24 protein-coding genes are annotated in these 24,438 nt (G+C 63.3%); 12 read left to right on the top strand and 12 right to left on the bottom strand.

Annotation, left to right across the window (positions count from 1 at the left end):
* Nucleotides 1-6: 6 nt before the first annotated feature.
* The 4 genes from OKW20_RS07155 to OKW20_RS07140 all read right to left on the bottom strand — a co-directional run bounded on the left by OKW20_RS07155 (nt 7) and on the right by OKW20_RS07140 (nt 5,893).
* Nucleotides 7-1,635, bottom strand: coding sequence for an ABC transporter ATP-binding protein (locus OKW20_RS07155; RefSeq protein ID WP_429171078.1), 1,629 nt, complete (start codon nt 1,633-1,635; stop codon nt 7-9).
* A gap of 8 nt (nt 1,636-1,643) precedes the next feature.
* Nucleotides 1,644-2,780 (bottom strand): ABC transporter permease, encoded by a 1,137-nt coding sequence (locus OKW20_RS07150; RefSeq protein ID WP_429171076.1) that lies wholly within the window; start codon nt 2,778-2,780, stop codon nt 1,644-1,646.
* The gene (locus OKW20_RS07145; RefSeq protein ID WP_429171074.1) at nt 2,780-3,862 is read right to left on the bottom strand and encodes a microcin C ABC transporter permease YejB; all 1,083 of its coding nucleotides are present in this window, start codon (nt 3,860-3,862) and stop codon (nt 2,780-2,782) included. Before OKW20_RS07145 ends, OKW20_RS07150 begins: the two co-directional genes overlap by 1 nt.
* Before the next feature lie 171 nt (nt 3,863-4,033).
* A complete protein-coding gene (locus OKW20_RS07140) occupies nt 4,034-5,893 on the bottom strand; it encodes an extracellular solute-binding protein (protein WP_429171072.1) in 1,860 nt (619 codons plus the stop codon).
* Between the two features lie 231 nt (nt 5,894-6,124).
* On the opposite strand from OKW20_RS07140, the gene mepA reads away from it, so the two are divergent.
* The 6 genes from mepA (at nt 6,125) to OKW20_RS07110 (ending at nt 12,249) form a co-directional block, all read left to right on the top strand.
* Complete coding sequence (mepA, locus tag OKW20_RS07135) at nt 6,125-7,177, top strand: penicillin-insensitive murein endopeptidase (RefSeq protein ID WP_192448245.1); 1,053 nt, start codon at nt 6,125-6,127, stop codon at nt 7,175-7,177.
* 102 nt (nt 7,178-7,279) lie between these two features.
* The gene (locus OKW20_RS07130) at nt 7,280-7,660 is read left to right on the top strand and encodes a methylglyoxal synthase (protein ID WP_043622736.1); all 381 of its coding nucleotides are present in this window, start codon (nt 7,280-7,282) and stop codon (nt 7,658-7,660) included.
* A 111-nt stretch (nt 7,661-7,771) separates the two neighbouring features.
* Nucleotides 7,772-8,791 (top strand): glucokinase, encoded by a 1,020-nt coding sequence (locus tag OKW20_RS07125; RefSeq protein WP_429171180.1) that lies wholly within the window; start codon nt 7,772-7,774, stop codon nt 8,789-8,791.
* 112 nt (nt 8,792-8,903) lie between these two features.
* Nucleotides 8,904-10,739 carry an ABC transporter ATP-binding protein gene (locus tag OKW20_RS07120; RefSeq protein WP_052202010.1) on the top strand — a complete coding sequence of 612 codons (1,836 nt, stop codon included), beginning with the start codon at nt 8,904-8,906 and terminating at the stop codon, nt 10,737-10,739.
* 21 nt (nt 10,740-10,760) lie between these two features.
* Entirely contained in the window at nt 10,761-11,579 is an 819-nt protein-coding gene (gene dapB, locus OKW20_RS07115) for a 4-hydroxy-tetrahydrodipicolinate reductase (RefSeq protein ID WP_429171070.1), read from the top strand.
* Nucleotides 11,580-11,613: 34 nt separating this feature from the next.
* Nucleotides 11,614-12,249: a 2,3-bisphosphoglycerate-dependent phosphoglycerate mutase gene (locus OKW20_RS07110; protein WP_043622730.1), complete on the top strand. Its 636-nt coding sequence runs from the start codon at nt 11,614-11,616 to the stop codon at nt 12,247-12,249.
* Between the two features lie 78 nt (nt 12,250-12,327).
* On the opposite strand, the gene OKW20_RS07105 is transcribed toward OKW20_RS07110, so the two are convergent.
* Together OKW20_RS07105 and OKW20_RS07100 are read right to left on the bottom strand one after the other, a co-directional pair.
* Entirely contained in the window at nt 12,328-13,215 is an 888-nt protein-coding gene (locus OKW20_RS07105) for a methylated-DNA--[protein]-cysteine S-methyltransferase (RefSeq protein ID WP_192448242.1), read from the bottom strand.
* A 105-nt stretch (nt 13,216-13,320) separates the two neighbouring features.
* On the bottom strand, nt 13,321-13,818 hold the full coding sequence (locus tag OKW20_RS07100; RefSeq protein WP_429171068.1) for a DUF2244 domain-containing protein: 498 nt from the start codon (nt 13,816-13,818) through the stop codon (nt 13,321-13,323).
* Nucleotides 13,819-13,840: 22 nt separating this feature from the next.
* Here OKW20_RS07100 and nth point away from each other — a divergent pair, with 22 nt between their 5' ends.
* Nucleotides 13,841-14,617 carry an endonuclease III gene (gene nth / locus OKW20_RS07095; protein WP_429171066.1) on the top strand — a complete coding sequence of 259 codons (777 nt, stop codon included), beginning with the start codon at nt 13,841-13,843 and terminating at the stop codon, nt 14,615-14,617.
* Nucleotides 14,618-14,621: 4 nt separating this feature from the next.
* Here the strand turns inward: nth and OKW20_RS07090 are convergent, their stop codons facing one another.
* Nucleotides 14,622-15,215 (bottom strand): TetR/AcrR family transcriptional regulator, encoded by a 594-nt coding sequence (locus OKW20_RS07090; protein ID WP_429171065.1) that lies wholly within the window; start codon nt 15,213-15,215, stop codon nt 14,622-14,624.
* A gap of 68 nt (nt 15,216-15,283) precedes the next feature.
* Here OKW20_RS07090 and OKW20_RS07085 point away from each other — a divergent pair, with 68 nt between their 5' ends.
* Both OKW20_RS07085 and OKW20_RS07080 read left to right on the top strand, forming a co-directional pair.
* Nucleotides 15,284-15,712: a VOC family protein gene (locus OKW20_RS07085; RefSeq protein ID WP_429171063.1), complete on the top strand. Its 429-nt coding sequence runs from the start codon at nt 15,284-15,286 to the stop codon at nt 15,710-15,712.
* An 87-nt stretch (nt 15,713-15,799) separates the two neighbouring features.
* On the top strand, nt 15,800-16,792 hold the full coding sequence (locus tag OKW20_RS07080) for an adenosine kinase (RefSeq protein WP_429171061.1): 993 nt from the start codon (nt 15,800-15,802) through the stop codon (nt 16,790-16,792).
* Between the two features lie 39 nt (nt 16,793-16,831).
* Here OKW20_RS07080 and OKW20_RS07075 read toward each other — a convergent pair whose 3' ends face one another.
* Nucleotides 16,832-17,383, bottom strand: a complete 552-nt coding sequence (locus tag OKW20_RS07075) for an SH3 domain-containing protein (RefSeq protein WP_034804952.1) — start codon at nt 17,381-17,383, stop codon at nt 16,832-16,834.
* Nucleotides 17,384-17,565: 182 nt separating this feature from the next.
* Between OKW20_RS07075 and OKW20_RS07070 the strand changes: the two genes are divergently transcribed.
* On the top strand, nt 17,566-18,570 hold the full coding sequence (locus OKW20_RS07070) for a 2-hydroxyacid dehydrogenase (RefSeq protein WP_043622710.1): 1,005 nt from the start codon (nt 17,566-17,568) through the stop codon (nt 18,568-18,570).
* Nucleotides 18,571-18,631: 61 nt separating this feature from the next.
* On the opposite strand, the gene OKW20_RS07065 is transcribed toward OKW20_RS07070, so the two are convergent.
* From OKW20_RS07065 to recF, 3 genes are read right to left on the bottom strand one after another with little or no spacing between them, the layout of a single operon-like run.
* On the bottom strand, nt 18,632-19,099 hold the full coding sequence (locus OKW20_RS07065) for a GNAT family N-acetyltransferase (protein ID WP_429171178.1): 468 nt from the start codon (nt 19,097-19,099) through the stop codon (nt 18,632-18,634).
* Nucleotides 19,100-19,104: 5 nt separating this feature from the next.
* A complete protein-coding gene (locus OKW20_RS07060) occupies nt 19,105-19,866 on the bottom strand; it encodes a molybdopterin-synthase adenylyltransferase MoeB (protein ID WP_429111830.1) in 762 nt (253 codons plus the stop codon).
* Between the two features lie 25 nt (nt 19,867-19,891).
* Nucleotides 19,892-21,016, bottom strand: a complete 1,125-nt coding sequence (gene recF / locus OKW20_RS07055) for a DNA replication/repair protein RecF (protein WP_429171059.1) — start codon at nt 21,014-21,016, stop codon at nt 19,892-19,894.
* 203 nt (nt 21,017-21,219) lie between these two features.
* Here recF and OKW20_RS07050 point away from each other — a divergent pair, with 203 nt between their 5' ends.
* Nucleotides 21,220-21,864, top strand: a complete 645-nt coding sequence (locus OKW20_RS07050; protein WP_429171176.1) for a DUF47 domain-containing protein — start codon at nt 21,220-21,222, stop codon at nt 21,862-21,864.
* Entirely contained in the window at nt 21,864-22,868 is a 1,005-nt protein-coding gene (locus tag OKW20_RS07045) for an inorganic phosphate transporter (RefSeq protein WP_043622704.1), read from the top strand. Before OKW20_RS07050 ends, OKW20_RS07045 begins: the two co-directional genes overlap by 1 nt.
* Before the next feature lie 48 nt (nt 22,869-22,916).
* Here the strand turns inward: OKW20_RS07045 and OKW20_RS07040 are convergent, their stop codons facing one another.
* Nucleotides 22,917-24,305 (bottom strand): serine hydrolase, encoded by a 1,389-nt coding sequence (locus OKW20_RS07040; RefSeq protein ID WP_429171057.1) that lies wholly within the window; start codon nt 24,303-24,305, stop codon nt 22,917-22,919.
* Nucleotides 24,306-24,438: the final 133 nt, after the last annotated feature.

Genomic DNA, 24,438 nt, shown 5'->3' with positions numbered 1-24,438 from the left:
GGACACCTATTGGCGGATCGCGGTCAAGTTGACGGCTTCGAGGTTGAAGGCGGCTGCCATCAGCGCCTTGGTATAGTCCTGGCTCGGCGCATTGAAGATGCGCTCGGCCGGGCCCTGCTCCACCACCTTGCCCATGCGCATGACGATCATCTCATTGGCAAGGGCGCGCACGACCTTGAGGTCGTGACTGATGAACAGATAGGCGAGGTCATGCTTCACCTGCAGGTCGCGCAGGAGGTCGACCACCTGCGCCTGGACGCTCATGTCGAGCGCCGAGGTCGGTTCGTCGAGCATCACGAATTGCGGCTTCAGCACCATGGCGCGCGCAATGGCAATGCGCTGCCGCTGGCCGCCGGAGAACTCGTGCGGATAGCGCCACCGGGTCGCAGGATCGAGGCCCACTTCTTCGAGCGCCGCGGCGACGCGGGCATCGCGCGCGTTGTCCGACAGCGATCGTTCGTGGATTTTCAGGCCTTCGGCGATGATATCGGCCACCGACATGCGTGGGCTCAGCGAACCGTAAGGATCCTGAAAGACGATCTGCATCCGGTTTCGAAGCGGCCGCATCTCGTTGAAGCTGTAGCGGTCGATGTCCTTGCCGATGAAGGCGATGCGGCCCTTCGACGAGATCAGGCGCGTCAGCGCCAGCCCGAGCGTCGTCTTGCCGGAGCCGGATTCGCCGACGACGCCGAGCGTCTGGCCGGCGCGCAGCTTCAGGTCGATGCCGTCGACCGCCTTCACATGGTCGACCACCTTGCGCAGAAAGCCGGCCTTGATCGGAAACCACACCTTCATGTCGGAGGCTTCCATCACGATCGGCTTCGATGCGTCTGACGGCGGCGGATTGCCCTTCGGTTCGGAGGCGAGCAAATGGCGAGTATAGGCGTGCTGGGGATTGGCGAAAATCTCGGCGGTCGGTCCGGTCTCGACGATTTTGCCCTTGGTCATCACGCAGACCCGATCGGCGATCTTGCGCACGATGCCGAGGTCATGGGTGATGAACAGCATCGACATGCCGTGCTCATCCTTGAGCGACTTCAAGAGTTCGAGGATCTGTGCCTGTACGGTGACGTCGAGCGCTGTCGTCGGCTCGTCGGCAATCAAGAGTTCCGGCCGGTTGGCGAGCGCCATGGCGATCATCACACGTTGGCGCTGGCCACCCGAGAGCTCGTGCGGGTAGGCGCTGAGCCGCTTTTCCGGCTCGCGGATGCCGACCTGGTTCAAGAGTTCGAGAATGCGCGTGCGCCGCGCCGCACCCTGCAGCCCCTGGTGCAGTTCGAGGATCTCACCGATCTGCCGCTCGATCGAGTGCAGCGGGTTGAGCGAGGTCATCGGCTCCTGGAAGATCATGGTGATGTCGTTGCCGCGCGCATGGCGCAGTTCCGCATCGCTGGCCCTCAAGAGGTCCTTGCCGTTGAACAGGATTTCGCCGCTCGGATGGCTGGCCGACGGGTAGGGCAGGAGCTTCAGGATCGAGTTGGCCGAGACCGATTTTCCCGAACCGGATTCGCCGACAAGCGCCACGGTTTCCCCGCGCTTGATGTCGAAGGAGATGTGATCGACGGCAACGGAGGTGTTGCCGCCCTGGTGAAAGGCGACGGAAAGGTCGCGGACGGAGAGAAGGGGGTCTGTCATCGTCGCGCTCACCGGAACGTCTTTCTCGGATCGAAGGCATCGCGCGTCGCTTCGCCGACGAAGATCAGCAGCGACAGCATCAGCGACATGACGCAGAAGGCCGTCAGCCCCAGCCAGGGCGCCTGCAGGTTGGACTTGCCCTGGGCGATCATCTCGCCGAGCGAGGGCGATCCGGGCGGCATGCCGAAGCCGAGGAAGTCGAGCGAGGTCAGCGTCGTGATCGAGCCGGAGAGAATGAAGGGCAGGAAGGTCAGCGTCGCCACCATCGCGTTCGGCAGGAGGTGGCGATACATGATCGTGCCGTTGCCGACGCCGAGCGCGCGTGCCGCGTTGACGTATTCGAAGTTGCGCGCCCGTAGGAACTCGGCGCGCACGACGCCGACAAAGCCGACCCAGGAGAACAAGAGCATGATTCCGAGCAGGATGAAGAAGCCCGGCGGCAGGATCGCGGCGATGATCAGCAGAATGTAGAGCACCGGCATCGACGACCAGATCTCGATGAAACGCTGCATCAGGAGGTCGGTCCAGCCACCGAAATAGCCCTGGATGGCGCCGGCGGTGACACCGATCACCGCCGAGGCGATGGTGAGCGTCAGGCCGAAGAGCACCGAAAGACGGAAGCCGTAGATCATGCGCGCAAAGACGTCGCGAGCCTGGTCGTCGGTGCCGAGCCAGTTGAGGTTTCCGACGATGCAGTTCCGGTCGCTGGTCTTGTCCGGATAGGCGGAGCAGCGCTCTTCCTTGTCCATCAGCCAGAAGGGCTTGGTCGGCGCCGAATGCGGGATGTTGGAATTGACCGTCTGGTAGGAATAGCGCACCGGCGGCCAAATCATCCAGCCATTGGCCTCGATCTCGTCGCGGATGAAGTCGGAGCGATAATCGGTCTCCGCCAGGAAGCCGCCGAACTTTTCCTCCGGATAGTCGATGACGACGGGGAACAAAAGCTCGCCCTTGTAGGAGGCGATGATCGGCCTGTCATTGGCGATGAGTTCGCCGACCAGGCTGAGCCCGAACAGCGCCAGGAACAGCCAGAGCGACCAGTAGCCGCGCCGGTTCGCCTTGAAATTCTGCCAGCGGCGCTGGTTGACCGGTGACAGCCAGCCACGCGGCGCCACAGCGGCCGGGGGGGTCGTGACGCTTGCCATCAGACATCCCTCCGCTCGAAGTCGATGCGCGGATCGACCCAGGTATAGATGAGGTCCGACAGCAGGCTGACGAGCAGGCCCATCAGCGAGAAGATGAAGAGGGTGGCAAAGACGATCGGATAGTCGCGCTTGACGACCGAATCATAACCGAGACGGCCGAGGCCATCGAGCGAGAAGATGTATTCGATCAAAAGCGAACCGGTGAAGAAGGCCGAGATGAAGGCGCCGGGGAAGCCGGCGATGATGATCAGCATGGCATTGCGGAAGACGTGGCCATAGAGCACCTGGCCGTCGGTCAGGCCCTTGGCCCGTGCCGTCGTTACATACTGCTTCTTGATTTCGTCGATGAAGGAATTCTTGGTGAGCAGCGTCGTCGTCGCAAAGGCCGAGAGCAGCAGCGTGATCAGCGGCAGCGTCATGTGCCAGATGTAGTCGAGGATCTTTTGCCACCAGGGCAGCTGCCAGAAATTGTCGGAGACGATGCCGCGCAGCGGGAACCAATCGAAGAACGAGCCGCCGGCAAAGACGACGATCAGCAGGATGCCGAAGAGGAAACTCGGTACGGCGTAGCCGACGACGATGATGCCGGAGGTCCACACGTCAAAGGCGGAACCGTCGGATACGGCCTTCTTGATGCCGAGCGGGATGGAGATCGCGTAGGAGAACAGCAGAATCCATAGGCCGAGCGAGATCGAGACCGGCATCTTCTCCTTGATCAAATCGATCACCGAGGTGTTGCGGAAGAAGCTCTCGCCGAAATCGAAGCGCATGTAGTTCCACATCATGGTGGCGAAGCGCTCGAGCGGCGGCTTGTCGAAGCCGAACTGCTTTTCGAGCTTGGCGATGAATTCCGGATCGAGGCCTTGGGCGCCGCGATAGCGCCCGCCCTCGTCGCCGCCGGTCTGCATCAGGTCGCCGCTGCTGCCCGACAGGCGATCGGAACCGCCGGCATTGGTCAGGTCCGAGATCACCTGCTCGACCGGGCCGCCCGGCGCGAACTGCACCACGATGAAGGAAATCGCCATGATCCCGAAGATCGTCGGGATCATCAGAAGCAGGCGGCGCAGGATATAGGCACCCATCAGGCGGGCCTTTCGATCGACGTGTGGGCGGTGGCCCGGACCGGCGAAGCGTCGGCATGCCGTCTATGGTGTCTCAATCCCTGTGTCTCCTTGCGGGCCCCGGATCGGGGCTTGTTTCAGTGATTCGTTTTTTTGCATTTGGAATCGAGACGCCATCCGAGCGCAAGGACTTCATTTGGGGGAGGCGTTTTTCGACCACCACGTGTCCGGGAAGCCTATTCCATAGTAGGGAAGCTCCTGCGGGCGGACGAGCTGTTTCCAGTAGGCGACACGAACGTTCTTCGAATAGAACAGCGGCACGACGTAGTGGTGGGCGAGAAGGACCCTATCGAGTGCCCGTGTCGTTGCCACCAGTTCCTCGCGGTTCGGTGCAAAGATGATCCGGCGGATGAGCTCGTCGATTGCCGGATCGGATATGCCGGCATAGTTTCTCGATCCCTGCTGATTGACGGAGCCGGAACCCCAGTAGTCGATCTGTTCGTTGCCCGGCACCAGCGTCTGCGCCCAGATGCCGTAGATCATGTCATAGTCAAAGCTTCTGACGCGGTTGGTGTACTGCGAATCATCCACCGTGCGGATGCGGGCATCGATGCCGATCTTCTTGACGCTGTTGATGAAGGGCGTGACGGTGCGCTCGAAGGACGGATTGGACAGGAGCAGTTCGAAGGTGAAGGGCTCGCCGGTCTTCGTGTTCACCAGGCGCGTGCCCTTGAGCTCGTAACCCGCCTCCTTGAACAGCGCGAGTGCCTTGCGCAGGTTGTCGCGCACCTTCTGCGGCTCGCCGTTGACAGGGTTCGTATAGGGGGTGGTGAAGACCTCCGGCGGGACCTTGTCTTTCAGCTCCTCCAGAATGGCCTTTTCGCGACCTTCGGGAAGCTTGGAGGAAGCAAGCTCCGTGTTCCAGAAGTAGCTGTCGACACGCTGAAAGGTGTTGTAGGCGAGATTTTTGTTCAGGTCCTCGAAATCGAACGCATAGTTCAGCGCCTCACGCACCCGCTGATCCTGAAATTTCTCCCGTCGCATGTTCGGCACGAAGGCTTGCATGATGCCGGCTGCGCGCAAGGGGTTTTCGATCTCCTCGCGAACAACGCGGCCGTCCTTCATCGCCGGAAAGTCGTAGGCCGTTGCCCAGTGGCTGGCGCTGGGATCTCGGTAGAAATCGACGTTGCCGGCACGAAAGGCTTCGAATTCCACGTTTCTGTCGCTAAAGAAGGCGTAGCTGATCACGCCGAAATTGTATTGGCCGACATTGACGTTGAGGTCCTTGCCCCAATAGTCGTCGCGGCGCTCGAACCGGATCGAGCCGCCGGCCTGGAACGAGGCGATCCTGTAGGGGCCGGAACCCATGACCGGTTCCAAAGTGGTGCGGCTGATGTCGCGCTTGTTACCTTTGGCGTCCTGCCCCTCCCACCAGTGCTTCGGCACGATCGGGAATTGACCGAGAATGTTCGGCAATTCGTGGTTGTTCTTTTCGTCGAAGCGGAAAGTGACGTCGCGCTCGCCCGTCTTTTCCGCCGAAACCACGTGGCGGTAGTAGTTGGAGAGCAGCGGATTGTGCTCCTTGACCTTTTCAAACGAGAAAACGACGTCCTCGGGTGTTACCGGCTTGCCGTCGGCCCATTTGGCCTCCGGGCGAAGGCGGAAGGTCGCCGAGGAAATATCGTCAGGATAGGAAACCGCCTCGGCGAGCAGGCCGTAGGTGCTGGTGATCTCGTCCTCGGCCGATTTCATCAGCGTGTCGAAGACCAGCGAGGCCACGCCGCTTGCCGCCTCGCCCTTGGAAAGGATCGGATTGAACGTATCGAAAGTCCCGTTTTCCGACAGGCGCAGCTCTCCACCCTTGGGAGCGTCCGGATTGACGTAGTCGAAACGGGCAAAGCCCTGTTTGTATTTGAGTTCGCCGATTGACGATGTTCCGTGACGCCAGACGGGCTGTTCTTGGGCATTGCCTGCAGCAGGGAAGAGAAGAAACGCCGCTGTTAGTAACGAGGCAGCGAAGCCTGATTTCATGGTCCTGCAGACGTATGGCATCCAGCCCTTACCCCTTTATATTTCAATCTTCTTTTGCGAGAGCATAGGCGAAATCAGGGCAAATGACAGGCACCGCCGCAAATCAGGCCAAATTTTTGAGTCACATCCCGGTGATTCACACGCGGGTAACGCGTAAGGCTGAGGCAAAGACGGGGCCTTAGGATGGGGTTCGCCGGACACGGCATGCGTAGATCGGCGCTGCTGTCTGCGAGACAAACGGGACGAAATTCAATGATTGCTCCATTTCGACGTTGCGGCTCGGCGTTTCTTGCGCTGCTGCTTGGAACCAGCCTCCTGATCGCCGACAACGCGGCGGCCGACGACGTGCCGGCAAAGACGCTCTTCGGCGCCAAGGCTCTGCCTGCCGAGATGGCGGCAAATTCCTACGGCTTCTATGCCAAGGGATGCCTTGCCGGCGGTGTCGCCATCCCGACCGACGGGCCGACCTGGCAGGCAATGCGGTTGTCGCGCAACCGCCGCTGGGGCCACCCGCAGATGATCGCGCTGATCGAGCAGTTTTCCCATGATGCCGCCAACAAGGTCGGCTGGCCGGGCCTGTTGCTCGGCGATATCTCGCAGCCACGCGGCGGGCCGATGCTGTCGGGCCACGCCTCGCACCAGATCGGGCTCGATGCCGATATCTGGCTGACGCCGATGCCGCAACGTACGCTCAGCTATCGCGAACGCGAGGATATCTCCGCCACCTCGATGCTGCAGAAGAACAAGTTCCTGACGGTCGACCGTTCGATCTGGACGCCGAAGCACGCGCAGCTGATCATGCTGGCGGCGAGCTATCCGCAGGTCGAGCGCGTCTTCGTCAATCCGGCGATCAAGAAAAAGCTTTGCGATACCTGGACGGGCGACCGCACGAATCTCGGCAAGGTTCGGCCGATCTACGGCCACGACTATCACTTCCACATCCGCATCAAGTGCCCCGCGGGTGCTTCGACCTGCAAGGACCAGGCGGAGGTTCCGGCCGGCGACGGCTGCGACAAGTCGCTGGCCTGGTGGTTCACCGACGAGCCGTGGGCAAAACCGACGAAGAAGCCGGACGCGAAGCCGGTCAAGCCGAAGGTGACGACGCTTGCCGACCTGCCGAAGGCCTGCGCTCTCGTTCTCAACGGCCCGGCGCCCGCCTCGGAAGCGGCCGCCACTTTTGGCACGGCCTATCGGGCTGCCGCGCCGGCCGCAGCGAGCGATAGTATCGAGCAGGTGATCGGTGCGTCTGGCGATGTCCCGCCGGCCGATATCCCGGTGCCGATGGCGCGTCCGACGCTGCAGTAGGCCAGCGACCCGAGCGGGGCGGGGAGGCATCAGCCTTCCCATTCCCGTGGCGCTCATGTATAGGGCAATCAAATCGATTTAAATATTGATGCGAGGCCCGGCATGGCGGATCGGAAATGTGTTGCGCTGATCGCGCATGATCAGAAGAAGGACGATCTTGCGGACTTTGCCAAGGCGCATGAGGCGGTACTGGCCGACTGGCGGATCGTTGCCACCGGCACGACCGGCGGCCGTGTTCTCGACGTCTGCCCAGGCCTCGATATCACCCGGCTGAAAAGCGGACCGCTCGGCGGCGACCAACAGATCGGCGCGATGATCGCGACCGGTGAAGTGCAACTGCTGATCTTCTTCGTCGATCCCCTGACCGCCATGCCGCACGATGTCGACGTCAAGGCGCTGATGCGCCTCGCCATCGTCTACGACATTCCGATGGCGCTCAATCGTGCAACGGCCGAGCAGTTGATCGACCTCAACCCCAGATGATGCGGGCTCCGGCGGGCGGATGCGACGGAAATCCTCCCGCACTTTTCCTCATCCCGTTCTGTCTGATAGACAGTTCAGCAACCCAAGATGACGATCAGGATGGATCTCGCGATGTCCGGCACCAATGAACACAGCTTTCCTTTTCCGATCCTGATCGGCGACATCGGCGGCACCAACGCGCGCTTCGCCCTGCTCATCGACGCCTTTGCCGACCCGAAGCAACTGCCGCCGATCAAGACCGGCGATTTCGAGACGATCGAGGAGGCGCTGCAAAAGAGCATTCTCGACAAGACCTCCGTGCAGCCGCGCTCGGCGATCCTGGCAGTGGCCGGTCCGATTCGGGGCGATGAAATTCCCTTGACCAACGCCGGCTGGGTGATTCGGCCAAGGGACATGCTTTCGAGCCTCGGCCTCGAAGACGTGCTGATCATCAACGACTTCGAGGCTCAGGCGCTTGCCGTCGCCGCTCCGGCGGACGAGGACCTGGTGCAGATCGGCGGCGGCAGCATCCGGCCGCTGACCTCCCGCGTCGTGCTCGGACCGGGAACGGGCCTCGGCGTCGGCGGCCTGGTCTTTGCCCAGCACACCTGGTTTCCGGTGCCGGGCGAAGGCGGCCACGTCGATATCGGCCCGCGCACCGAACGCGATTTCCACATCTGGCCCTTCCTAGAACCGATCGAGGGCCGCATGGCCGGCGAGCAGATCCTCTGTGGCCGCGGCATCATGAACCTCTACCGCGCCGTCTGCGCCGCCGATGGCGTGGATGCGGTTCTGACGGACCCCGCGGAAGTGACGACGCACGCCCTTGCCGAGAGCGACAGGGCAGCGATCGAGACCGTCTCACTGTTTTCGACTTATCTCGGTCGCGTGGCCGGCGACATGGCGCTGATCTTCATGGCCCGCGGCGGCGTTTTCCTGGCGGGCGGTATCTCGCAGAAGATCCTGCCGGCGCTGATGAAGTCGCCCTTCCGGGCCGCCTTCGAGGACAAGGCCCCGCATTCGGCGCTGATGAAAACGATCCCGACCTTTGCCGTCATTCACCCGATGGCCGCGCTCTCGGGATTGGCAGCCTTTGCCCGCACGCCGAGGGATTTCGGTGTGGCAACAGAGGGACGCCGCTGGAGAAGCTGAGACCGTGGCGTGTGCAAAGACTCGCCAAAGCGATATCAAACCACTATAGAGCCCCGGGAAAGATCGGGCCGGATGCCGGCCCTCCAGATTGGTTCCAGGGAAGACGGGCTTTTTGAGCGCCAGCAAGAAAAAACAGCACGCGGTCGATTCGGATACGATCAGCGGGATCCTCAAGCGGGTCATTGCGGAAAACGGTCGTGACCACATTCGCGGCTATGCTTTTGCCATCGGCTGCCTGGCGGTGGTCGCTGCCACGACAGGCTTTACCGCCTCGATCATGGAAACCGTCATCAACGAGGCCTTCGCCAACAAGCGGGCGGACATCGTTCTGCTCGTCTGCGGCGCGATCCTCGCCGCCTTCGTGCTGCGCGGCTTTGCAACTTACGGCCAGGCTGTCGCGCTTTCGAAGATCGGCAACAACATCGTCGCGCGCTATCAGCGCCGTCTTTACGCCCATCTGATGGCGCTCAGCGTCGGCTATTTCAACGAGACCCGTTCGGCGCAACTCGCCGCCCAGATCAGCCAGAACGTCAGCGGCATTCGCGACGTGCTCAATCTGACCGTTACCTCGATCGCGCGCGACCTGCTGACGCTGATCGGCCTGGTCGGGGTCATGTTTGCCAAGGACTGGCTGCTGTCGATCATCGTCTTCGTCGCCGCACCTCCGCTGCTTCTGGGCCTGCGCTATGTGTCCAAGCGCCTGCGTTCGGCCACCCGCGAGGCGATCGAAGTCAACAGCCGCGTTCTCGGCGCGATGCAGGAAACCATTCAGGGCATCACCATCGTCAAGGCCTTTACGATGGAGAGCGAGCTTCGCGGCAAGGTCGAGGCGATCGTCGATCGCGCCGAAAACCGCGCCAACCGCATTGCCCGGTTGAGCGAGCGCACGGCGCCGATGACCGAAACCTTCGCCGGTCTCGCGATCTCGGCGGTGCTTGCCTATTCGGCGTTCCGCGCCATCTATGCCGACGTGCCGCCCGGCGCCTTCTTCGCTTTTGTCGTCGCTTTGCTGATGGCCTATGACCCGGCCCGCCGCCTGGCGCGGCTTCAGGTCTCGCTCGAGCGTGCCGCCGTCAACGCCCGCATGGTCTACGAGATCCTCGACACCGTGCCGCACCAGCGCGACAAGCCCGATGCCAAGGAACTGGCGTTTACGAACGCGACCGTCGAGCTGCGCGACGTGCGCTTCAAGTATCCGAATGGCGACGACGTGCTGCGGGGCGTGAGCTTCATGGCTGAGGGCGGCAAGACGACGGCGCTCGTCGGCCCCTCGGGTGCCGGCAAATCGACGGTCATCAGCCTCATTCCGCGGTTCTACGATCCGGCGTCCGGCCAGATCCTGGTCGACGGTCAGGACATCGCCGACGTCACCAAACTGTCGCTGCGCAAGGGCATCGCCTATGTGTCGCAGCAGCCCTATCTCTTCGAAGGCTCGATCCGCGACAACATCCGCTACGGCCGCATCGACGCGACGGATGCCGAGGTGGAGGAAGCCGCACGGCTTGCCTACGCCCATGATTTCATCCTGGCGCAGCCGCAGGGCTACGATACGCCGGTGGGCGAGAACGGCATGACGCTCTCCGGCGGCCAGCGCCAGCGCCTGTCGATTGCGCGCGCGCTCGTCCGCAACGCGCCGATCCTGCTGCTCGACGAGGCCACTTCTGCGCTCGACACCGAATCGGAAGCCGCGGTGCAGAAGGCGCTCGACCACGCCATGGATGGCCGCACGGTGATCGTCATCGCGCATCGTCTCTCGACCGTCGTCAATGCCGACAAGATCATCGTCATGAAGGATGGTTGCGTCGTCGAGGAAGGCACCCATGCCGATCTTGCACGGCGGCCGGACGGTCTCTACGCTCGGCTCCACAATCTCCAGGGCCAGAATTCGGAGGAGCAGTCTCCGGATGGCGAAACGCCCGAAGCGCCGGCCGGCGCCCAAATCCACTAGCGGACAAGAAGGAACTCACCGATGGGCGCGAACGATATGAAGCTCGTGGTGGTGGGTGCGGCAGGCCGTATGGGCCAGACGCTGATCAGGACGGTTCATGCGATGGACGGCGTGCGCCTGCATGCGGCCGTCGAGCGCACGGGTTCTCCCTTCATCGGCCGCGATGCGGGCGAACTCTCCGGGCTTGGTCCGATCGGCGTGCCGGTGACCGACCAGCCGCTCGAAGCCTTCGTCGAAGCCGAAGGCGTCCTTGATTTCACCGCACCGGCGGGCACCGTCGAGTTTGCCGGTCTCGCGGCCCAGGCCCGCATCGTCCATGTGATCGGCACCACCGGCTGCTCGTCCGACGACGAGGCGAAGATCCGCGCCGCCGCCCGCCACGCCCGTATCGTCAAGTCGGGCAATATGAGCCTCGGCGTCAACCTGCTCGGCGTGCTGACGGAGAAGGCGGCGCGTGCGCTCGGTCCGGCCGACTGGGACATCGAAATCCTCGAAATGCACCACAAGCACAAGGTCGATGCGCCCTCGGGCACGGCCCTGCTTCTCGGTGCTGCGGCTGCGAAGGGGCGCGATATCGTGCTTGCCGACCATTCGGTGCGCGTGCGTGACGGTCATACAGGCCCGCGTCCGGCCGGCACGATCGGTTTTGCCACCCTGCGCGGCGGCTCGGTCATCGGCGAACACTCGGTCATCCTGGCCGGTGAGGGCGAGCAGGTGACGCTGTCGCACAGCGCCACAGACCGTTCGATCTTCGCGCGCGGTGCCGTCACCGCCGCACTCTGGGCTCGCAGCCAGAAGCCCGGTTTCTATTCGATGCTCGACGTTCTCGGGCTCAACTGACCTTTCCACTCTCAAGTCTCAAGGGGAATTCGACATGAGCGGTACTCTCGTCCTCGTCAGGCACGGCCAGAGCGACTGGAACCTGAAGAACCTGTTCACCGGCTGGCGTGATCCGGATCTGACGGAACTCGGCGTCGAGGAAGCCAAGGCCGGCGGCAAGGCGCTTGCCGACTACGGCATCAAGTTCGACATCGCCTTCACTTCGGATCTCGTTCGCGCCCAGCGCACCTGCCAGTTCGTGCTCGACGCTGTCGGCCAGTCCTCGCTCGAGACGATCCGCGACCAGGCGCTGAACGAACGCGACTATGGCGACCTCTCGGGTCTCAACAAGGATGACGCCCGCGAAAAGTGGGGCGAAGAGCAGGTGCATATCTGGCGCCGCTCCTACGACATCCCGCCTCCGGGCGGCGAGAGCCTGCGCGACACCGGCGCCCGCGTCTGGCCCTATTACCTGACCGAGATCCTGCCGCGCGTGCTCTCCGGCCAGAAGGTGCTGGTCGCCGCCCACGGCAACTCGCTGCGTTCGCTGGTCATGGTGCTCGATCGCCTGTCGAAGGAGGAGATCCTGAAGCTCAACCTCGCGACCGGCGTGCCGATGGTCTACAAGCTCAACGCCAATTCGACCGTCGCTTCCAAGGAAGTGCTCGGCGACATGTCCGGCGCTCACTGATCGCTGATGGCCAGGAAATGAAAAGGGGCGCTGGGCGCCCCTTTTTTGTGTCTCCGATAATGCCGGCAAACCTGGCGATCAGATCGTGCCGTCGGCCGCCTTGCCGGCTTCCCAGCCGAGGATGGCGCGCTTGCGCGTCAGGCCCCAGTGATAGCCGGTGAGGTCCCCACTCTTTCCGAGCGCGCGATGGCAGGGGACGACGAAGGAAATCGGGTTGCGCCCGACAGCCGCACCGACCGCGCGCGATGCCGTCGGCTGTCCGATGTTCCCGGCGATATTCGAATAGGTGGTGGCGCAGCCGAGCGGGATCTTCAACAGCGCCTGCCAGACCCGGATCTGGAAGTCGGAGCCGATCAAGAAGATACGCAGCGGCTCGTCCTGTCGCCAGCGCGACGGATCGAAGATGCGCGCGGCATATTGGGCCGTCGCCGCGCTGTCCTCGATGTAGCGGGCGTTCGGCCAGCGTTGCGCCATGTCCTCGAAGCTCGCCTGCTCGCCGCCCATATCGTTGAAGGCAAGTCCTGCGAGGCCGCGCTCGGTGATCATCACCAGCGCCGTGCCGAAGGGCGAGGGGTGGTAGCCGTAGCGGATCGTAAGGCCCTCGCCGCGCGCCTTCCATTCGCCTGGCGACATCGCCTCGTGGGTGACGAACAGGTCGTGCAGCCGGCTTGGTCCTGAGAGGCCCACTTCGATGCTGGTTTCGAGCAGCGGCATGTCTTCCTGGCGCAGCAGGCGCTTGGCATGGTCGAGGGTCACGGCCTGCAGGAATGCCTTCGGCGACAGCCCCGCCCAGCGGGTGAAGACCTTCTGGAGCTGGGTCGGCGACTGCTTCAGGCGCTGCGCCACGGATTCGAGCGACGGCTGGTCGCGATAGTCCTCAGTGAGCATTTCGATCACGCGGCTGACCGTATCGTAGTCGGTGCCCTTCGGCGTGATGTCGGTGGGTACGGATGTCGCAATGTTCATGGCTCTTCTCCTGTCTTGTCACAGGTAACCATTTGCTGGCCCCGCCAACCACCCGAAACTTGAAAACATGCGATCGCCGGGTGCCGCGATTGCAAGCGCCGGGCGTCAGCGCCGGCGCACGGTCGCAAGCGCCCCCGAGAGCGCCAGCGCAAAGGTCTCGCGATCGTCACGGTTGAGGAACGAGCCGATATCGGTTCGCCGGCCGCCGCCGCTGATCGTCATCGAGACGATGCCGATTTCCTGATGCCGGGCGACGTTCAAGCGTGCCCAGAACGGATTGAAGCGATGTTCGCTGATCTGGCCCGAGGGCGTGAACTTGCGCACCGAAACGTCCGTCCTGCTGACGCTGACCTCTTCGCGGCTGAGCCCCGAGCGGTTGTTCAGCCAGAAGGCGCCGAACAGCAGGAGGTAGTCGAGCCCGAAAAAGAACACCACCGGCCAGGCGCCGATGATGAGGAAGACGATGCCGTGAACGAGGCTCAGGAGCCCGGCGATCAGGAAGAACATCTTGAAGCCGCGCCGCCCGAGCGAGCGATAGGGCGTGAGCTCGGCGGTGAAGACCGGGGCGTCCTCGGATGGGGTGGTGGCGTTGCCATTGATCATAACCTTTGACTATAGATGCATCATGAAAAACGTGAAGCCGAAATTGCCTGTTCGCGCCGCCAAACCAAAGCCTGCAGCCGGCCGCCGCGCCACGCCGCGGGTGAAGAGCCTCTATAGCCAGGACGAACTCAAGGAGATTTTTCGGCGATTCTCGATCCAGCGGCCGGAGCCGAAGGGCGAGCTGGAGCACGTCAATCCGTTCACGCTTGTTGTCGCCGTGGCGCTCTCGGCGCAGGCGACCGATGCCGGCGTCAACAAGGCGACGCGCGCGCTCTTTGCCATCGCCGATACGCCGGAAAAAATGCTGGCGCTCGGCGAGGAGAAGGTGCGCGACTACATCAAGACCATCGGCCTATTCCGCAACAAGGCGAAGAACGTCATCGCGCTCAGCGAAAAGCTGATCCGGGATTTCGGCGGCGAGGTGCCGCGCACGCGCGAAGAACTGGTGACGCTTCCGGGCGTCGGCCGCAAGACCGCCAACGTCGTGCTCTCCATGGCCTTCGGCCAGTCGACCATCGCCGTCGACACCCACATCCTGCGCATCGCCAACAGGATCTGTCTGGCGCCGGGCAAGACCCCGGACGAGGTGGAAGACAAGCTGGTCAGGATCATCCCCGACGAGTATCTCTACCACGCTCACCACTGGCTGATCCTGCACGGGCGCTACTGCTGCAAGGCGCGCAAGCCCGAATGCGAGCGCTGCGTCATCGCCGACCTCTGCAAGTCGCCGGAAAAGACCTGTGACATCCCGGCGCCACTGGTCGAACTGCCGCCGCAGATGATCTCGGCTGCTGGTTGAGCCGTCAGGCCGAAACCATCCGGTCGATCAGCGTGCCGATCGTTTCGACATAAACCTCGCGCGACGCGCCATCGGCAATGTCGAGCGCTGCACGATCGAAGGCAGCCGAAAGCAGCGAGGCCATGGCCGACAGCCTGTCGGCCGAAACGGTGAACGGAGCCATTGCCTCGGCGATCCCTTCCTCAAGCGTTCTTTGCGCGTTGGCCGCGTCGATCGCCATCATCTCCCGCTTGCCGAGGACGGCCGGCCCATCGAGCAGGAGCAGGCGGATACGCCCCGGCTCGCGCATGGCGTCGAAATAGGCGCGGGCCCCGACCTTTAGTGCCTGGCGTGCCGAGAGGTCGCGTGATGTCGCTTGTTCGATCGACGTCGCCACCGAAATTGCTTCCCGCTCTGCGACCGCGCGAAACAGCGCCTTCTTGTCCTCGAAGTGGTGATAGAGCGCGCCGCGGGTCAGGCCGGCGGCTGCGACGATGTCCGGCGTCGAGGTGTCGGCATAGCCCCTGGTGACGAAGAGGCCGCGAGCGGCATCGAGGATCGCGGTACGGGTAGTGTCGGATCGCTCGCGGTTGGAGCGGCGGGAAATGTCTTGTTGCATACATGCAGCCTGTATGTTAATTAAACAAACATACAGATTGTATGATATTGCAGGAGCGAGGAAAAGCCATGAAATCGACGAGCTATTACCCGGTCATCATGTCGGCTGACGTTGCCGCCACTGCCGCCTTCTACATCGATCACTTCCGCTTCCAGGCGCTCTTCACCAGCGACTGGTATGTGCATCTGCAATCGATCGAGGACGAACATGTGACGCTTGCCGTGCTCGACTACCGCCACGAGACGATCCCCGAAGAGGCGCGCGCGCCCACCCGCGGTCTTCTCCTGAACTTCGAGGTCGAGGATCCCGATCGCATCTATGCGCAGGCGCTTGCCTCCGGCCTGCCGATCCTGAAGACCTTGCGCGATGAGGATTTCGGCCAGCGTCATTTCATCACGGCCGATCCGAATGGCGTGCTGATCGACATCATCAAGCCCATTCCCCCGAGCGCCGAATTCGCCGCCGCCTATGAGGAAAGCGCGCTTCCTACGGCGTGAAGCCGCCCGCACGCGTCTTTTGTCTTCCAAATGGCCGGAAAACCGGTATTAACGAACACCGGCCATCACGGAGACCGGACGAGGTTCATGACAAAATACGACGTGCTGACGATCGGCAACGCCATCGTTGATATCATCGCGCGCTGCGACGATGCCTTTCTCAATGAAAACGGCATCATAAAGGGCGCCATGAACCTCATCGATGCCGAAAGAGCCGAGTTGTTGTACTCGCGCATGGGCCCGGCGGTCGAAGCCTCCGGCGGCAGCGCCGGCAACACCGCAGCCGGTGTCGCCAGCCTCGGTGGCCGTGCCGCCTATTTCGGGAAGACCGCGAGCGACCAGCTCGGCGAGATCTTCGCCCATGATATCCGCGCCCAGGGCGTCTATTTCCAGACGAAGCCGCTCGAAAGCGTGCCGCCGACCGCGCGCTCGATGATCTTCGTCACCGAGGACGGCGAGCGCTCGATGAACACCTATCTCGGTGCCTGCGTCGAACTCGGCCCCGAGGACGTGGAGCCCGAGGTCGTCGCCCAATCCAAGGTTACCTATTTCGAAGGGTATCTCTGGGATCCGCCGCGCGCCAAGGACGCCATTCGCGAGACCGCGCGGATCGCCCACGCAAACGGCCGCGAGACCGCGATCACGCTGTCCGACAGCTTCTGTGTTCACCGCTATCGCGACGAGTTCCTGGACCTCATGCGTTCCGGCACGGTCGATATCGTCTTTGCCAACAAGCAGGAAGCGCTGGCACTTTACGAGACCGAGGATTTCGATCTGGCGCTGGAGAAGCTGTCGAAGGATTGCAAGCTCGCCGCCGTGACGCTCAGCGAAGAAGGTTCGGTGGTCGTGCGTGGAAAAGAGCGGGTTCGTGTCGGCGCAACGCCGATCGCCCAGGTGGTCGACACGACAGGTGCTGGCGACCTCTATGCCGCGGGCTTCCTACATGGCTACACGACGGGGCGTTCGCTGGAAGACTGCAGCAAGCTCGGCAATCTTGCGGCCGGCATTGTTATCGGCCAGATCGGGCCACGGCCGATGGTGTCGCTGGAAACGGCTGCCAAGCAGGCTGGCCTCGCCTGATCCGACCCAATTGATTTTTGGTTAAAGACGGGCGCGGCCTTACTTGAAGGCCTCGCCCGGATAGGCGCCCCAGATTTCGCCCTGCGCGATCCAGCCTTCGACGCCTTGCGCTTCGGCATGGCACCAGTCGCCATTGCACTCGCCGACTTTCACGATGACACCGGGCTCCATGCGGGCGACGATCGGGGAATTGCCCTGCGCGTCGCGGCGCATGTTGACGAAGACGCCTTCGCCCTTGCCGCGCATCCAGGGGGCTGCGACGGCCGTGCGGTCGCCGGAGAGCAGCGCCTGGTTCACCCAGCCTTCGGTGCCGTCGGCGTCGCGGATGCGGCGCCAGTTATCGTATTCCTGGATGATCTCGACCGGCACGCCCGGCTTCATGTAGCGGAAGGCGACCGCGTAATCGACGCTCGGGCCGATCCTCAAATTGACGCTCTTGGATTTCAGGCTGACGAAGCGCGGCAGCGGCAGCCCGCTGGCGCCCTTGGCGGCCTGAGCGTAAGCCGCCGACGTCATGATCGCGGCGCCAAGGCAGGCGGCGATCAACGAGAGCGAGAATCTGGAAATGACGTGACGCATGACGAAGCCCATATTCCGTGGCACTAGCTTTTGCAGGCGCAGTTCACTTGAGGCCCATGGGTCGGGCGGAAATCGCGGGGACGACGACGCGAGTTTTGTTTGTCTTCCCGGTGGGGTCTGGTAGAAATTGCGGCTACAGGGAGAAAGTATCGCCCAACTTGGTTAAGGACCCGTCAACAAGGCCCGTCGCAGCAATGACAAGCAAGAAGAAGCCCACGGTCTACATCACCCGCAAATTGCCAGACATCGTCGAGACGCGAATGCGCGAACTCTTCGATGCGGAGCTGAACATCGACGATACGCCGCGCAGCCAGCCGGAGCTTGTGGCCGCGGTCAAACGCGCCGACGTATTGGTGCCGACGGTGACCGATCGCATCGACGCGGCGCTTATCGAGCAGGCCGGCCCGCAGCTGAAACTGATCGCGAGCTTTTCCAATGGCGTCGACAACATCGATGTCGATGCCGCCGCCCGCAAGGGCATCACCGTCACCAACACGCCGAACGTGTTGACCGAGGATACCGCTGACATGGCGATGGCGCTGATCCTCGCGGTCCCGCGCCGACTTGCCGAAGGTGCGCAGATCCTGACCGATCGCAAGGGCGAATGGGCCGGCTGGTCGCCGACATGGATGCTCGGCCGCCGCATTGCCGGAAAGCGCATCGGCATCGTCGGCATGGGCCGGATCGGGACGGCCGTGGCCCGCCGCGCCAAGGCCTTCGGCCTTTCGATCCACTACCACAACCGCCACCGGGTGAAGGCGGAAACCGAGGAGATGCTGGAGGCGACCTATTGGGATAGCCTCGACCAGATGCTCGCCCGCGTCGACATCGTTTCGGTCAACTGCCCGTCGACGCCGGCGACCTATCATCTGCTCTCCGCCCGCCGGCTCGCCCTGATGCGACCGGACAGCTACATCGTCAACACCGCCCGCGGCGGCATTATCGACGAGACGGCGCTGATCAAGTGCCTGCGTGAAGGCAAGATTGCCGGCGCCGGCCTCGACGTCTTCGAGAACGAGCCAGCGGTCAATCCGAAGCTGATCAAGCTTGCCGGCGAAGGCAAGGTCGTGCTCCTGCCGCATATGAGTTCGGCCACGCTCGAAGGCCGCATCGACATGGGCGAGAAGGTGGTGATCAACATCCGCACCTTCTTCGACGGCCACCGTCCGCCGGACCGGGTTCTGCCGGGCCGCGACTGATCGCGAAACGCCGCACGATCCTGTCGTGCGGTCGCGGATCTGCTTGGCTGACGTTCGAAAACTAAAGCGCCTTGCGCATCTCGATCGCCGTCGGCCGGGTAAAACCGGGATGGCACATCGTGTCGCTCTGAACGAAGCCCCAGGCGGCAAAAGCGCGGTGGTTGTCGGCGAGTTCGACGCGGGTCAGCAGTCTCAGCGCCGGAAGTTTCAGCGCACGCGCCGTCGCTTCGGCTTCAGCGAGCAGCATTCGGCCGATGCCCTTTCCTTGCGTCTCAGGCGCGACGGCAAGCTTGCCGATGTAGAGGCAATCGTCCTCGGGTTTGCAGAAGATGCAGCCGACCAGCCGATCGTCTTCGCTGATGCCGAAGGCGATCTCGTCGGCAATTTTGTCGCGCAGCGATTCGATGTTCAACGCATGCGCCGACGAGGGTGGGTCGATCCGCCCGTCCATGTAGGAGAAGGCGCCAAGGATCAGCGCCAGCAGTTCCTCGTGCCGGTCGAATGCTTCGTCGATACGAAAGATCTGCACCATCGCTATGCCCTCTTGCGGTAGCGGATGGTGTTGAACTGTGCCGTCAGCGCGTCATACATCAACAGCCGCCCGACCAGCGGTTCGCCGAAACCGGCAATCACCTTGATCGCCTCCATGGCCTGCAGCGTGCCGATGACGCCCGTCAACGCGCCGACGATGCCGGCCTCGGCGCAAGAAGGCACGACGCCGGCCGGCGGCGGCTCGGGAAAGAGATCGCGGTAGGAGGGGTTCGGTCGTCCATCGGGGCCGGCGCTATAGGGCATAAGCACCGTCAGCGAGCCGTCGAAGCGGCCGACGGCGCCGGTCACCAGCGGAATGCCGACCGCTGCCGCCGTATCGGCGGCGAGATAGCGGGTATCGAAATTGTCCGAGCCGTCGATGACCAGATCATACTGCCGGAACAGCGCCTCGGCATTGTCGGGGGTGAGCCGCAGCCTGTGCTGGTCGACGCCGACATGCGGGTTGAGCGAGGTGATCGCCTCGGCCGCCCGTTCGACCTTGGCGCGGTCGATGTCTTCCGTGCGATGGATGATCTGCCGCTGCAGGTTGGAAAGCGCGACCGCATCGTCGTCGACGATGCCGATCCGGCCGATGCCGGCGGCGGCAAGATAGACAAGCACCGGAGCGCCGAGGCCGCCGGCCCCGATCACCAGCACGCGGGCTGCCTTCAGCCGTTGTTGCCCGGCGCCGCCGATTTCCGGCAACACGATATGGCGGGCGTAACGGGTGATCTCCGATTGGTCGAGCTTGTTCTCACCGGTCATGGCAATCCTCCTCGGTGACTTCTGCTTACCCGGTAACGCTGCCGTGCGAAACGGTCAGGAAGCGGCCGCGTTCGCCGAGCGCCTCAAACATCGATTGGTCCGTCCCGGTCATGAAGGCCTGACCACCAAGCCCATCGACGAGATCGAACAGAGCCGCGCGCCGATTGACATCGAGATGGGCGGCGATCTCGTCAAGGAGCAGCACTGGCGCGTGGCCGGTCATGTCGCCGACGAGGCGCGCATGCGCCAGCACCAGCCCGACGAGCAGCGCCTTCTGCTCTCCGGTCGAGCAACGCGCCGCCTCCATGTCTTTCTCCCGGTGACGAACGAGCAGGTCGCTGCGGTGCGGCCCGTCGAGCGTACGGCCGGCTGCCGCATCGCGCGGACGCCCGTCGCGCAGCATCGTCAGATATTGTTCTTCCAGATCATAGGCCGGACGATGGCCCTCGTCGTCGAGAAAGCCCGATAGCGCCAGGCGGGCCGACGGAAAGACGCTCTCGTCGACAGTGCGCTCGACGAGCGCCGTCAGCAGGCCAAGCATTTCCTGCCGCGCCAGCGCCATGGAGACGCCGAGGCCGGCCATTTCGCGCTCGATCGCCGTCAGCCAGGCCGGGTCCGGACGGAACTCGCCGAGCAGCCGGTTGCGGCTGCGCATCGCCCGGTCGAATTCGCTGGCGCGCCGGCCGTGTTCCGGATCGAGCGAAAGCACCAGCCGGTCGAGAAACCGTCGCCGGTCGGCTGAAGGTCCGGTGAAGAGCCCGTCCATCGATGGCGTCAGCCAGAGAACGCGCAGGTGGTCGGTCAGCTCGTCGACGGTCGCCGCCGGCGTTCCGTTGAGCCGCAGCCGCCGTGATTGTCCCTCCGTGACACCAGCCGTGCCGGTGCCGATCTCCACGGACCCCTCCATGCCCTCGACCTCGGCGAAGACGGAAAAGCCGTCGCCGGCGCCGACACGGGTGACGTCGGCATAGGCCGCGCGGCGGAGGCCCCGTCCGGGGGACAGGAAGGAGACGGCTTCCATGAGGTTGGTCTTGCCGGCGCCGTTCTCTCCCGTCAGCACCACATGGCGCTGGTCGAGTTCCAGCGACAGCGCCGCATAGTTGCGGAACTCCATCAGTTTCAGGCGGCTGAGAAAGACCTTTTGTGGCATCGGCAGTCCGGATTCGACGTTGGGCGCAGCTAGGACGAAAGCGCCCGCCAAGGCAAGGCGAAATGGGACGCGTCGCCATATCGTGCAAGATAGGCCGATATCGACAGGGGAAAGGCGACAAACCCCTTTGATTCGGTGCTTTTCATAAAGGACCTGGTGAAATATGACAGCCGCATGACAATCCACAGATGGATATACGTGTGATGCTGGCCTGGTTCCGCAAACTTCTTCCCCGCGAGGATCGCTTCTTCGACCTCTTCGCAAAACATTCGCGCACCGTCGTCGGTGCTGCCGATGCGCTCGACAAGGTTCTCGCTGGCGGCGACGATCTGGAAAAACACTGCGACCGGATCGTCGCGCTCGAGGATGAGGCGGACCACATCACCGCCGAGGTGCTGCTGGCCGTGCGCCGGTCCTTTATCACGCCCTTCGACCGCGGCGACATCAAGGATCTGATCCAGTCGATGGATGATGCCATCGACATGATGCACAAGACCGTCAAGACGATCCGCCTTTACGAACAGAAGAGCTTCGATCCCGGCATGCGCGAAATAGGCACCACGGTCGTCAAGGCCGCGCACCTGATCGCCGAGGCCATTCCGCTGCTCGATCGGATCGGCGCCAATCACGACCGCCTGATCGCGATCGCCGAAGAAGTCACCCGCATCGAGGGCCGCTCCGACGAACTGCACGAACAGGGCCTCAAGGACCTGTTCCGCCGCCACGGCGCCAGCAACCCGATGGCCTATATCATCGGCAGCGAGATCTATGGCGAACTCGAAAAGGTGGTCGACCGCTTCGAGGACGTCGCCAATGAAATCAGCGGCATCGTGATCGAGAACGTCTGATGGATGCGACGCTCGCCTTTCCGTTGCTCGTCGGACTGATCGGCATCGCGCTGTTCTTCGACTTCCTGAACGGTCTGCACGACGCCGCCAACTCGATCGCGACGATCGTCTCGACACGGGTGCTCCGGCCGCAATATGCGGTCATGTGGGCGGCCTTCTTCAACTTCATCGCCTTCCTGTTCTTCGGCCTGCACGTGGCCGAAACGCTGGGCAAGGGCATCATCGATCCCGGTATCGTCACGCCGCTGGTGATCTTTTCGGCGCTGATCGGCGCGATCGTCTGGAACATCGTCACCTGGCTCTTCGGCATCCCCTCGAGCTCGTCGCATGCGCTGATCGGCGGCCTCGTCGGTGCCGGTCTTGCCAGCACCGGTTTCAGCTCCATCGTCTGGACCGGCCTTCTGAAGACCGTTGGCGCCATCTTCATGTCGCCGGCGATCGGCTTCTTCCTGGCGCTGCTCCTGGTGCTGATCGTTTCCTGGATCTTCGTGCGCCAGACGCCCTTTGCCGTCGACCGCACCTTCCGGGTGATGCAGTTCATCTCGGCCTCAATGTATTCGCTCGGCCATGGCGGCAACGACGCGCAGAAGACCATGGGCATCATCGCGGTGTTGCTCTACTCGCAGGGCTATCTCGGCTCGGAATTCTACGTGCCGTTCTGGGTGGTGATCACCTGCCAGGCGGCGATCGCGCTCGGCACGCTGTTCGGCGGCTGGCGCATCGTCCACACCATGGGATCGAAGATCACCAAGCTCAACCCGATGCAGGGCTTCTGCGCCGAGACCGGCGGGGCGATCACGCTCTTTGCCGCCACCTGGCTCGGCATCCCGGTTTCGACCACGCACACCATCACCGGCGCGATCATCGGCGTCGGCGCGGCCCGCCGGGTCTCGGCGGTCCGCTGGGGGCTTGCCGGCAACATCGTGATTGCCTGGTTCATCACCATGCCGGCCGCGGCGGCGATTTCGGCGCTCGCCTACTTCACCATCGATCTCTTGTTTTGATCGATGCGGAAATCGCCTCCCGCCTGCTTATGAGGCGGGAGGCGACTATCATTTCGAGACCCGAGGTGCGGGGCTGTTCTGCCCGCCCTGGTGCAAGGTCAGGCTTTCGGCACGGTCGCCCTTGAGCGTGAAGCTGATCTGGGCGTCGATGAGCTTCGTAAAGAAGCGGTGCTCGGCCTCCGGAAAGATTTCGAGCCGATCCTGCCCGGTCGCCTGGGCAAAAAGGCTTTCACCATCCCGAAAGATCGTAAGTTCGAAATCCGGCGCCAGCCTGTAGGTGCCGACATAGGCATCATAGCGCGCCGGATCGATCGCTACGGCCGTGCGCTTGACGATTGGTGGCGCGAGCGGCGCGTTGCGATTGAGCAGATGGCGGCCGATGTCGTCGACGCCGACGTCGGTCGACGCATTCGACAGGGCGATAACGCCGACGCCCGTCGACGGACGGTAGCCGACGAAGGATCGGTAACCGCCGGTGCCGCCGTTGTGCCAGATGAACTGCTCGTCGCCCTTGCCCGAGACGACCCAGCCGAGCGCCTGCTGATCGCGATCGCCGTTGCCGATCGGCTGGCGGGTCGCCAGCAGCGTGGTGAAGGCGGGAGCGAGCGGCGATGCCGTCTTTCCCATGGCCGCCTCGAGGAAAAGCAGGAGATCGTCCACGGTCGAGCGCAGGGCGCCTGCGCCCTGCAGAACGTCGAGATCCCAGTCGCTGACCGGCTCCAGGGCCGCGTCGTGGCCCGTTGCCCGGCGTTCGGCCCAGTCGGGTCGCGACGTGATCGCCGTATCCTTCATGCCGAGGGGAAGGGCGATGCGGCTGACGATGAGGTCCTCATAGGAGAGCCCGGCCTTCAGCGCGATCGCGTGGCCGAGAAGCCCGGCGCCGAGGTTGGAGTATTCATGCTCGACGCCGGGGCGGCGCTGCGGCTTGTGGCTGGAGAGGAAGGCATAGAGCTTTTCCGCGTCATAGCCGGCATAGGGATTGCTCATGTCGGCCGGCACCAGATTGCTGGGCAGCCGCGGCAGGCCGGACATGTGCGTTGCGAGGTCGCCGAGCGTGATCGGGGTCTGCTTGTCCTCCGGCATGATCACGCGCTCGGGCAGAAGCGTGACCACAGGTGTGCCGAGGCTGAGCGTGCCTTTCTCCATCGCGTCGGCCAGCAGCAGCGCGGTAAAGACCTTGGTGACCGAGCCGATCTCGAACACGGTCCGCCCGTCGACGGGGCGCGGGTCGCCTTTGGCCGGATGGCCGTGCGCGATGATGCGCCGGCCGCTGGCATCGATGATACCGATGACGATGCCGATCGACTGCTGCTCCTTGTCGATCCGGTCGGCCAGGATCTCCTGAATTTCTGCGTCGGTGGGAGTGGGAAGCGGACTTGCGTGAGCGTTGGTGCCAAGCGCCATGAGGACGATCCAGTTCAGAAAGCGGTTCCGCATGAAAGATAGGAATCCAATTTTCGGTTGTCAGGGGATGCGCTGATGATGCCAGCCGGTTTCGGTCAAGCCTTGGTCAAGACTTGATCGGCGATCGGCGCGATCCCGTCGCCCGCAACGATGGTGCCGGGATTGC

Source organism: Ensifer sp. LBL (genome assembly GCF_050435225.1).
Taxonomy (GTDB): Bacteria; Pseudomonadota; Alphaproteobacteria; order Rhizobiales; family Rhizobiaceae; genus Ensifer.
This window is presented reverse-complemented; position numbering and strand designations above follow the sequence as displayed.

Excerpts from the sequence above, each read along its gene's own strand:
- OKW20_RS07150 (WP_429171076.1), bottom strand. The coding sequence starts at position 2,780 with ATGGCAAGCGTCACGACCCCCCCGGCCGCTGTGGCGCCGCGTGGCTGG.
- OKW20_RS07085 (WP_429171063.1), top strand. The coding sequence starts at position 15,284 with ATGAAATCGACGAGCTATTACCCGGTCATCATGTCGGCTGACGTTGCC.
- OKW20_RS07130 (WP_043622736.1), top strand. The coding sequence starts at position 7,280 with ATGGCGGATCGGAAATGTGTTGCGCTGATCGCGCATGATCAGAAGAAG.
- OKW20_RS07140 (WP_429171072.1), bottom strand. The coding sequence starts at position 5,893 with ATGCCATACGTCTGCAGGACCATGAAATCAGGCTTCGCTGCCTCGTTA.
- OKW20_RS07080 (WP_429171061.1), top strand. The coding sequence starts at position 15,800 with ATGACAAAATACGACGTGCTGACGATCGGCAACGCCATCGTTGATATC.
- OKW20_RS07075 (WP_034804952.1), bottom strand. The coding sequence starts at position 17,383 with ATGGGCTTCGTCATGCGTCACGTCATTTCCAGATTCTCGCTCTCGTTG.
- OKW20_RS07050 (WP_429171176.1), top strand. The coding sequence starts at position 21,220 with ATGCTGGCCTGGTTCCGCAAACTTCTTCCCCGCGAGGATCGCTTCTTC.
- mepA (WP_192448245.1), top strand. The coding sequence starts at position 6,125 with ATGATTGCTCCATTTCGACGTTGCGGCTCGGCGTTTCTTGCGCTGCTG.
- OKW20_RS07090 (WP_429171065.1), bottom strand. The coding sequence starts at position 15,215 with ATGCAACAAGACATTTCCCGCCGCTCCAACCGCGAGCGATCCGACACT.
- nth (WP_429171066.1), top strand. The coding sequence starts at position 13,841 with ATGAAAAACGTGAAGCCGAAATTGCCTGTTCGCGCCGCCAAACCAAAG.
- OKW20_RS07125 (WP_429171180.1), top strand. The coding sequence starts at position 7,772 with ATGTCCGGCACCAATGAACACAGCTTTCCTTTTCCGATCCTGATCGGC.
- OKW20_RS07040 (WP_429171057.1), bottom strand. The coding sequence starts at position 24,305 with ATGCGGAACCGCTTTCTGAACTGGATCGTCCTCATGGCGCTTGGCACC.
- OKW20_RS07060 (WP_429111830.1), bottom strand. The coding sequence starts at position 19,866 with ATGACCGGTGAGAACAAGCTCGACCAATCGGAGATCACCCGTTACGCC.
- OKW20_RS07070 (WP_043622710.1), top strand. The coding sequence starts at position 17,566 with ATGACAAGCAAGAAGAAGCCCACGGTCTACATCACCCGCAAATTGCCA.
- OKW20_RS07045 (WP_043622704.1), top strand. The coding sequence starts at position 21,864 with ATGGATGCGACGCTCGCCTTTCCGTTGCTCGTCGGACTGATCGGCATC.
- OKW20_RS07105 (WP_192448242.1), bottom strand. The coding sequence starts at position 13,215 with ATGAACATTGCGACATCCGTACCCACCGACATCACGCCGAAGGGCACC.
- OKW20_RS07100 (WP_429171068.1), bottom strand. The coding sequence starts at position 13,818 with ATGATCAATGGCAACGCCACCACCCCATCCGAGGACGCCCCGGTCTTC.
- dapB (WP_429171070.1), top strand. The coding sequence starts at position 10,761 with ATGGGCGCGAACGATATGAAGCTCGTGGTGGTGGGTGCGGCAGGCCGT.
- OKW20_RS07155 (WP_429171078.1), bottom strand. The coding sequence starts at position 1,635 with ATGACAGACCCCCTTCTCTCCGTCCGCGACCTTTCCGTCGCCTTTCAC.
- OKW20_RS07110 (WP_043622730.1), top strand. The coding sequence starts at position 11,614 with ATGAGCGGTACTCTCGTCCTCGTCAGGCACGGCCAGAGCGACTGGAAC.
- OKW20_RS07145 (WP_429171074.1), bottom strand. The coding sequence starts at position 3,862 with ATGGGTGCCTATATCCTGCGCCGCCTGCTTCTGATGATCCCGACGATC.
- recF (WP_429171059.1), bottom strand. The coding sequence starts at position 21,016 with ATGCCACAAAAGGTCTTTCTCAGCCGCCTGAAACTGATGGAGTTCCGC.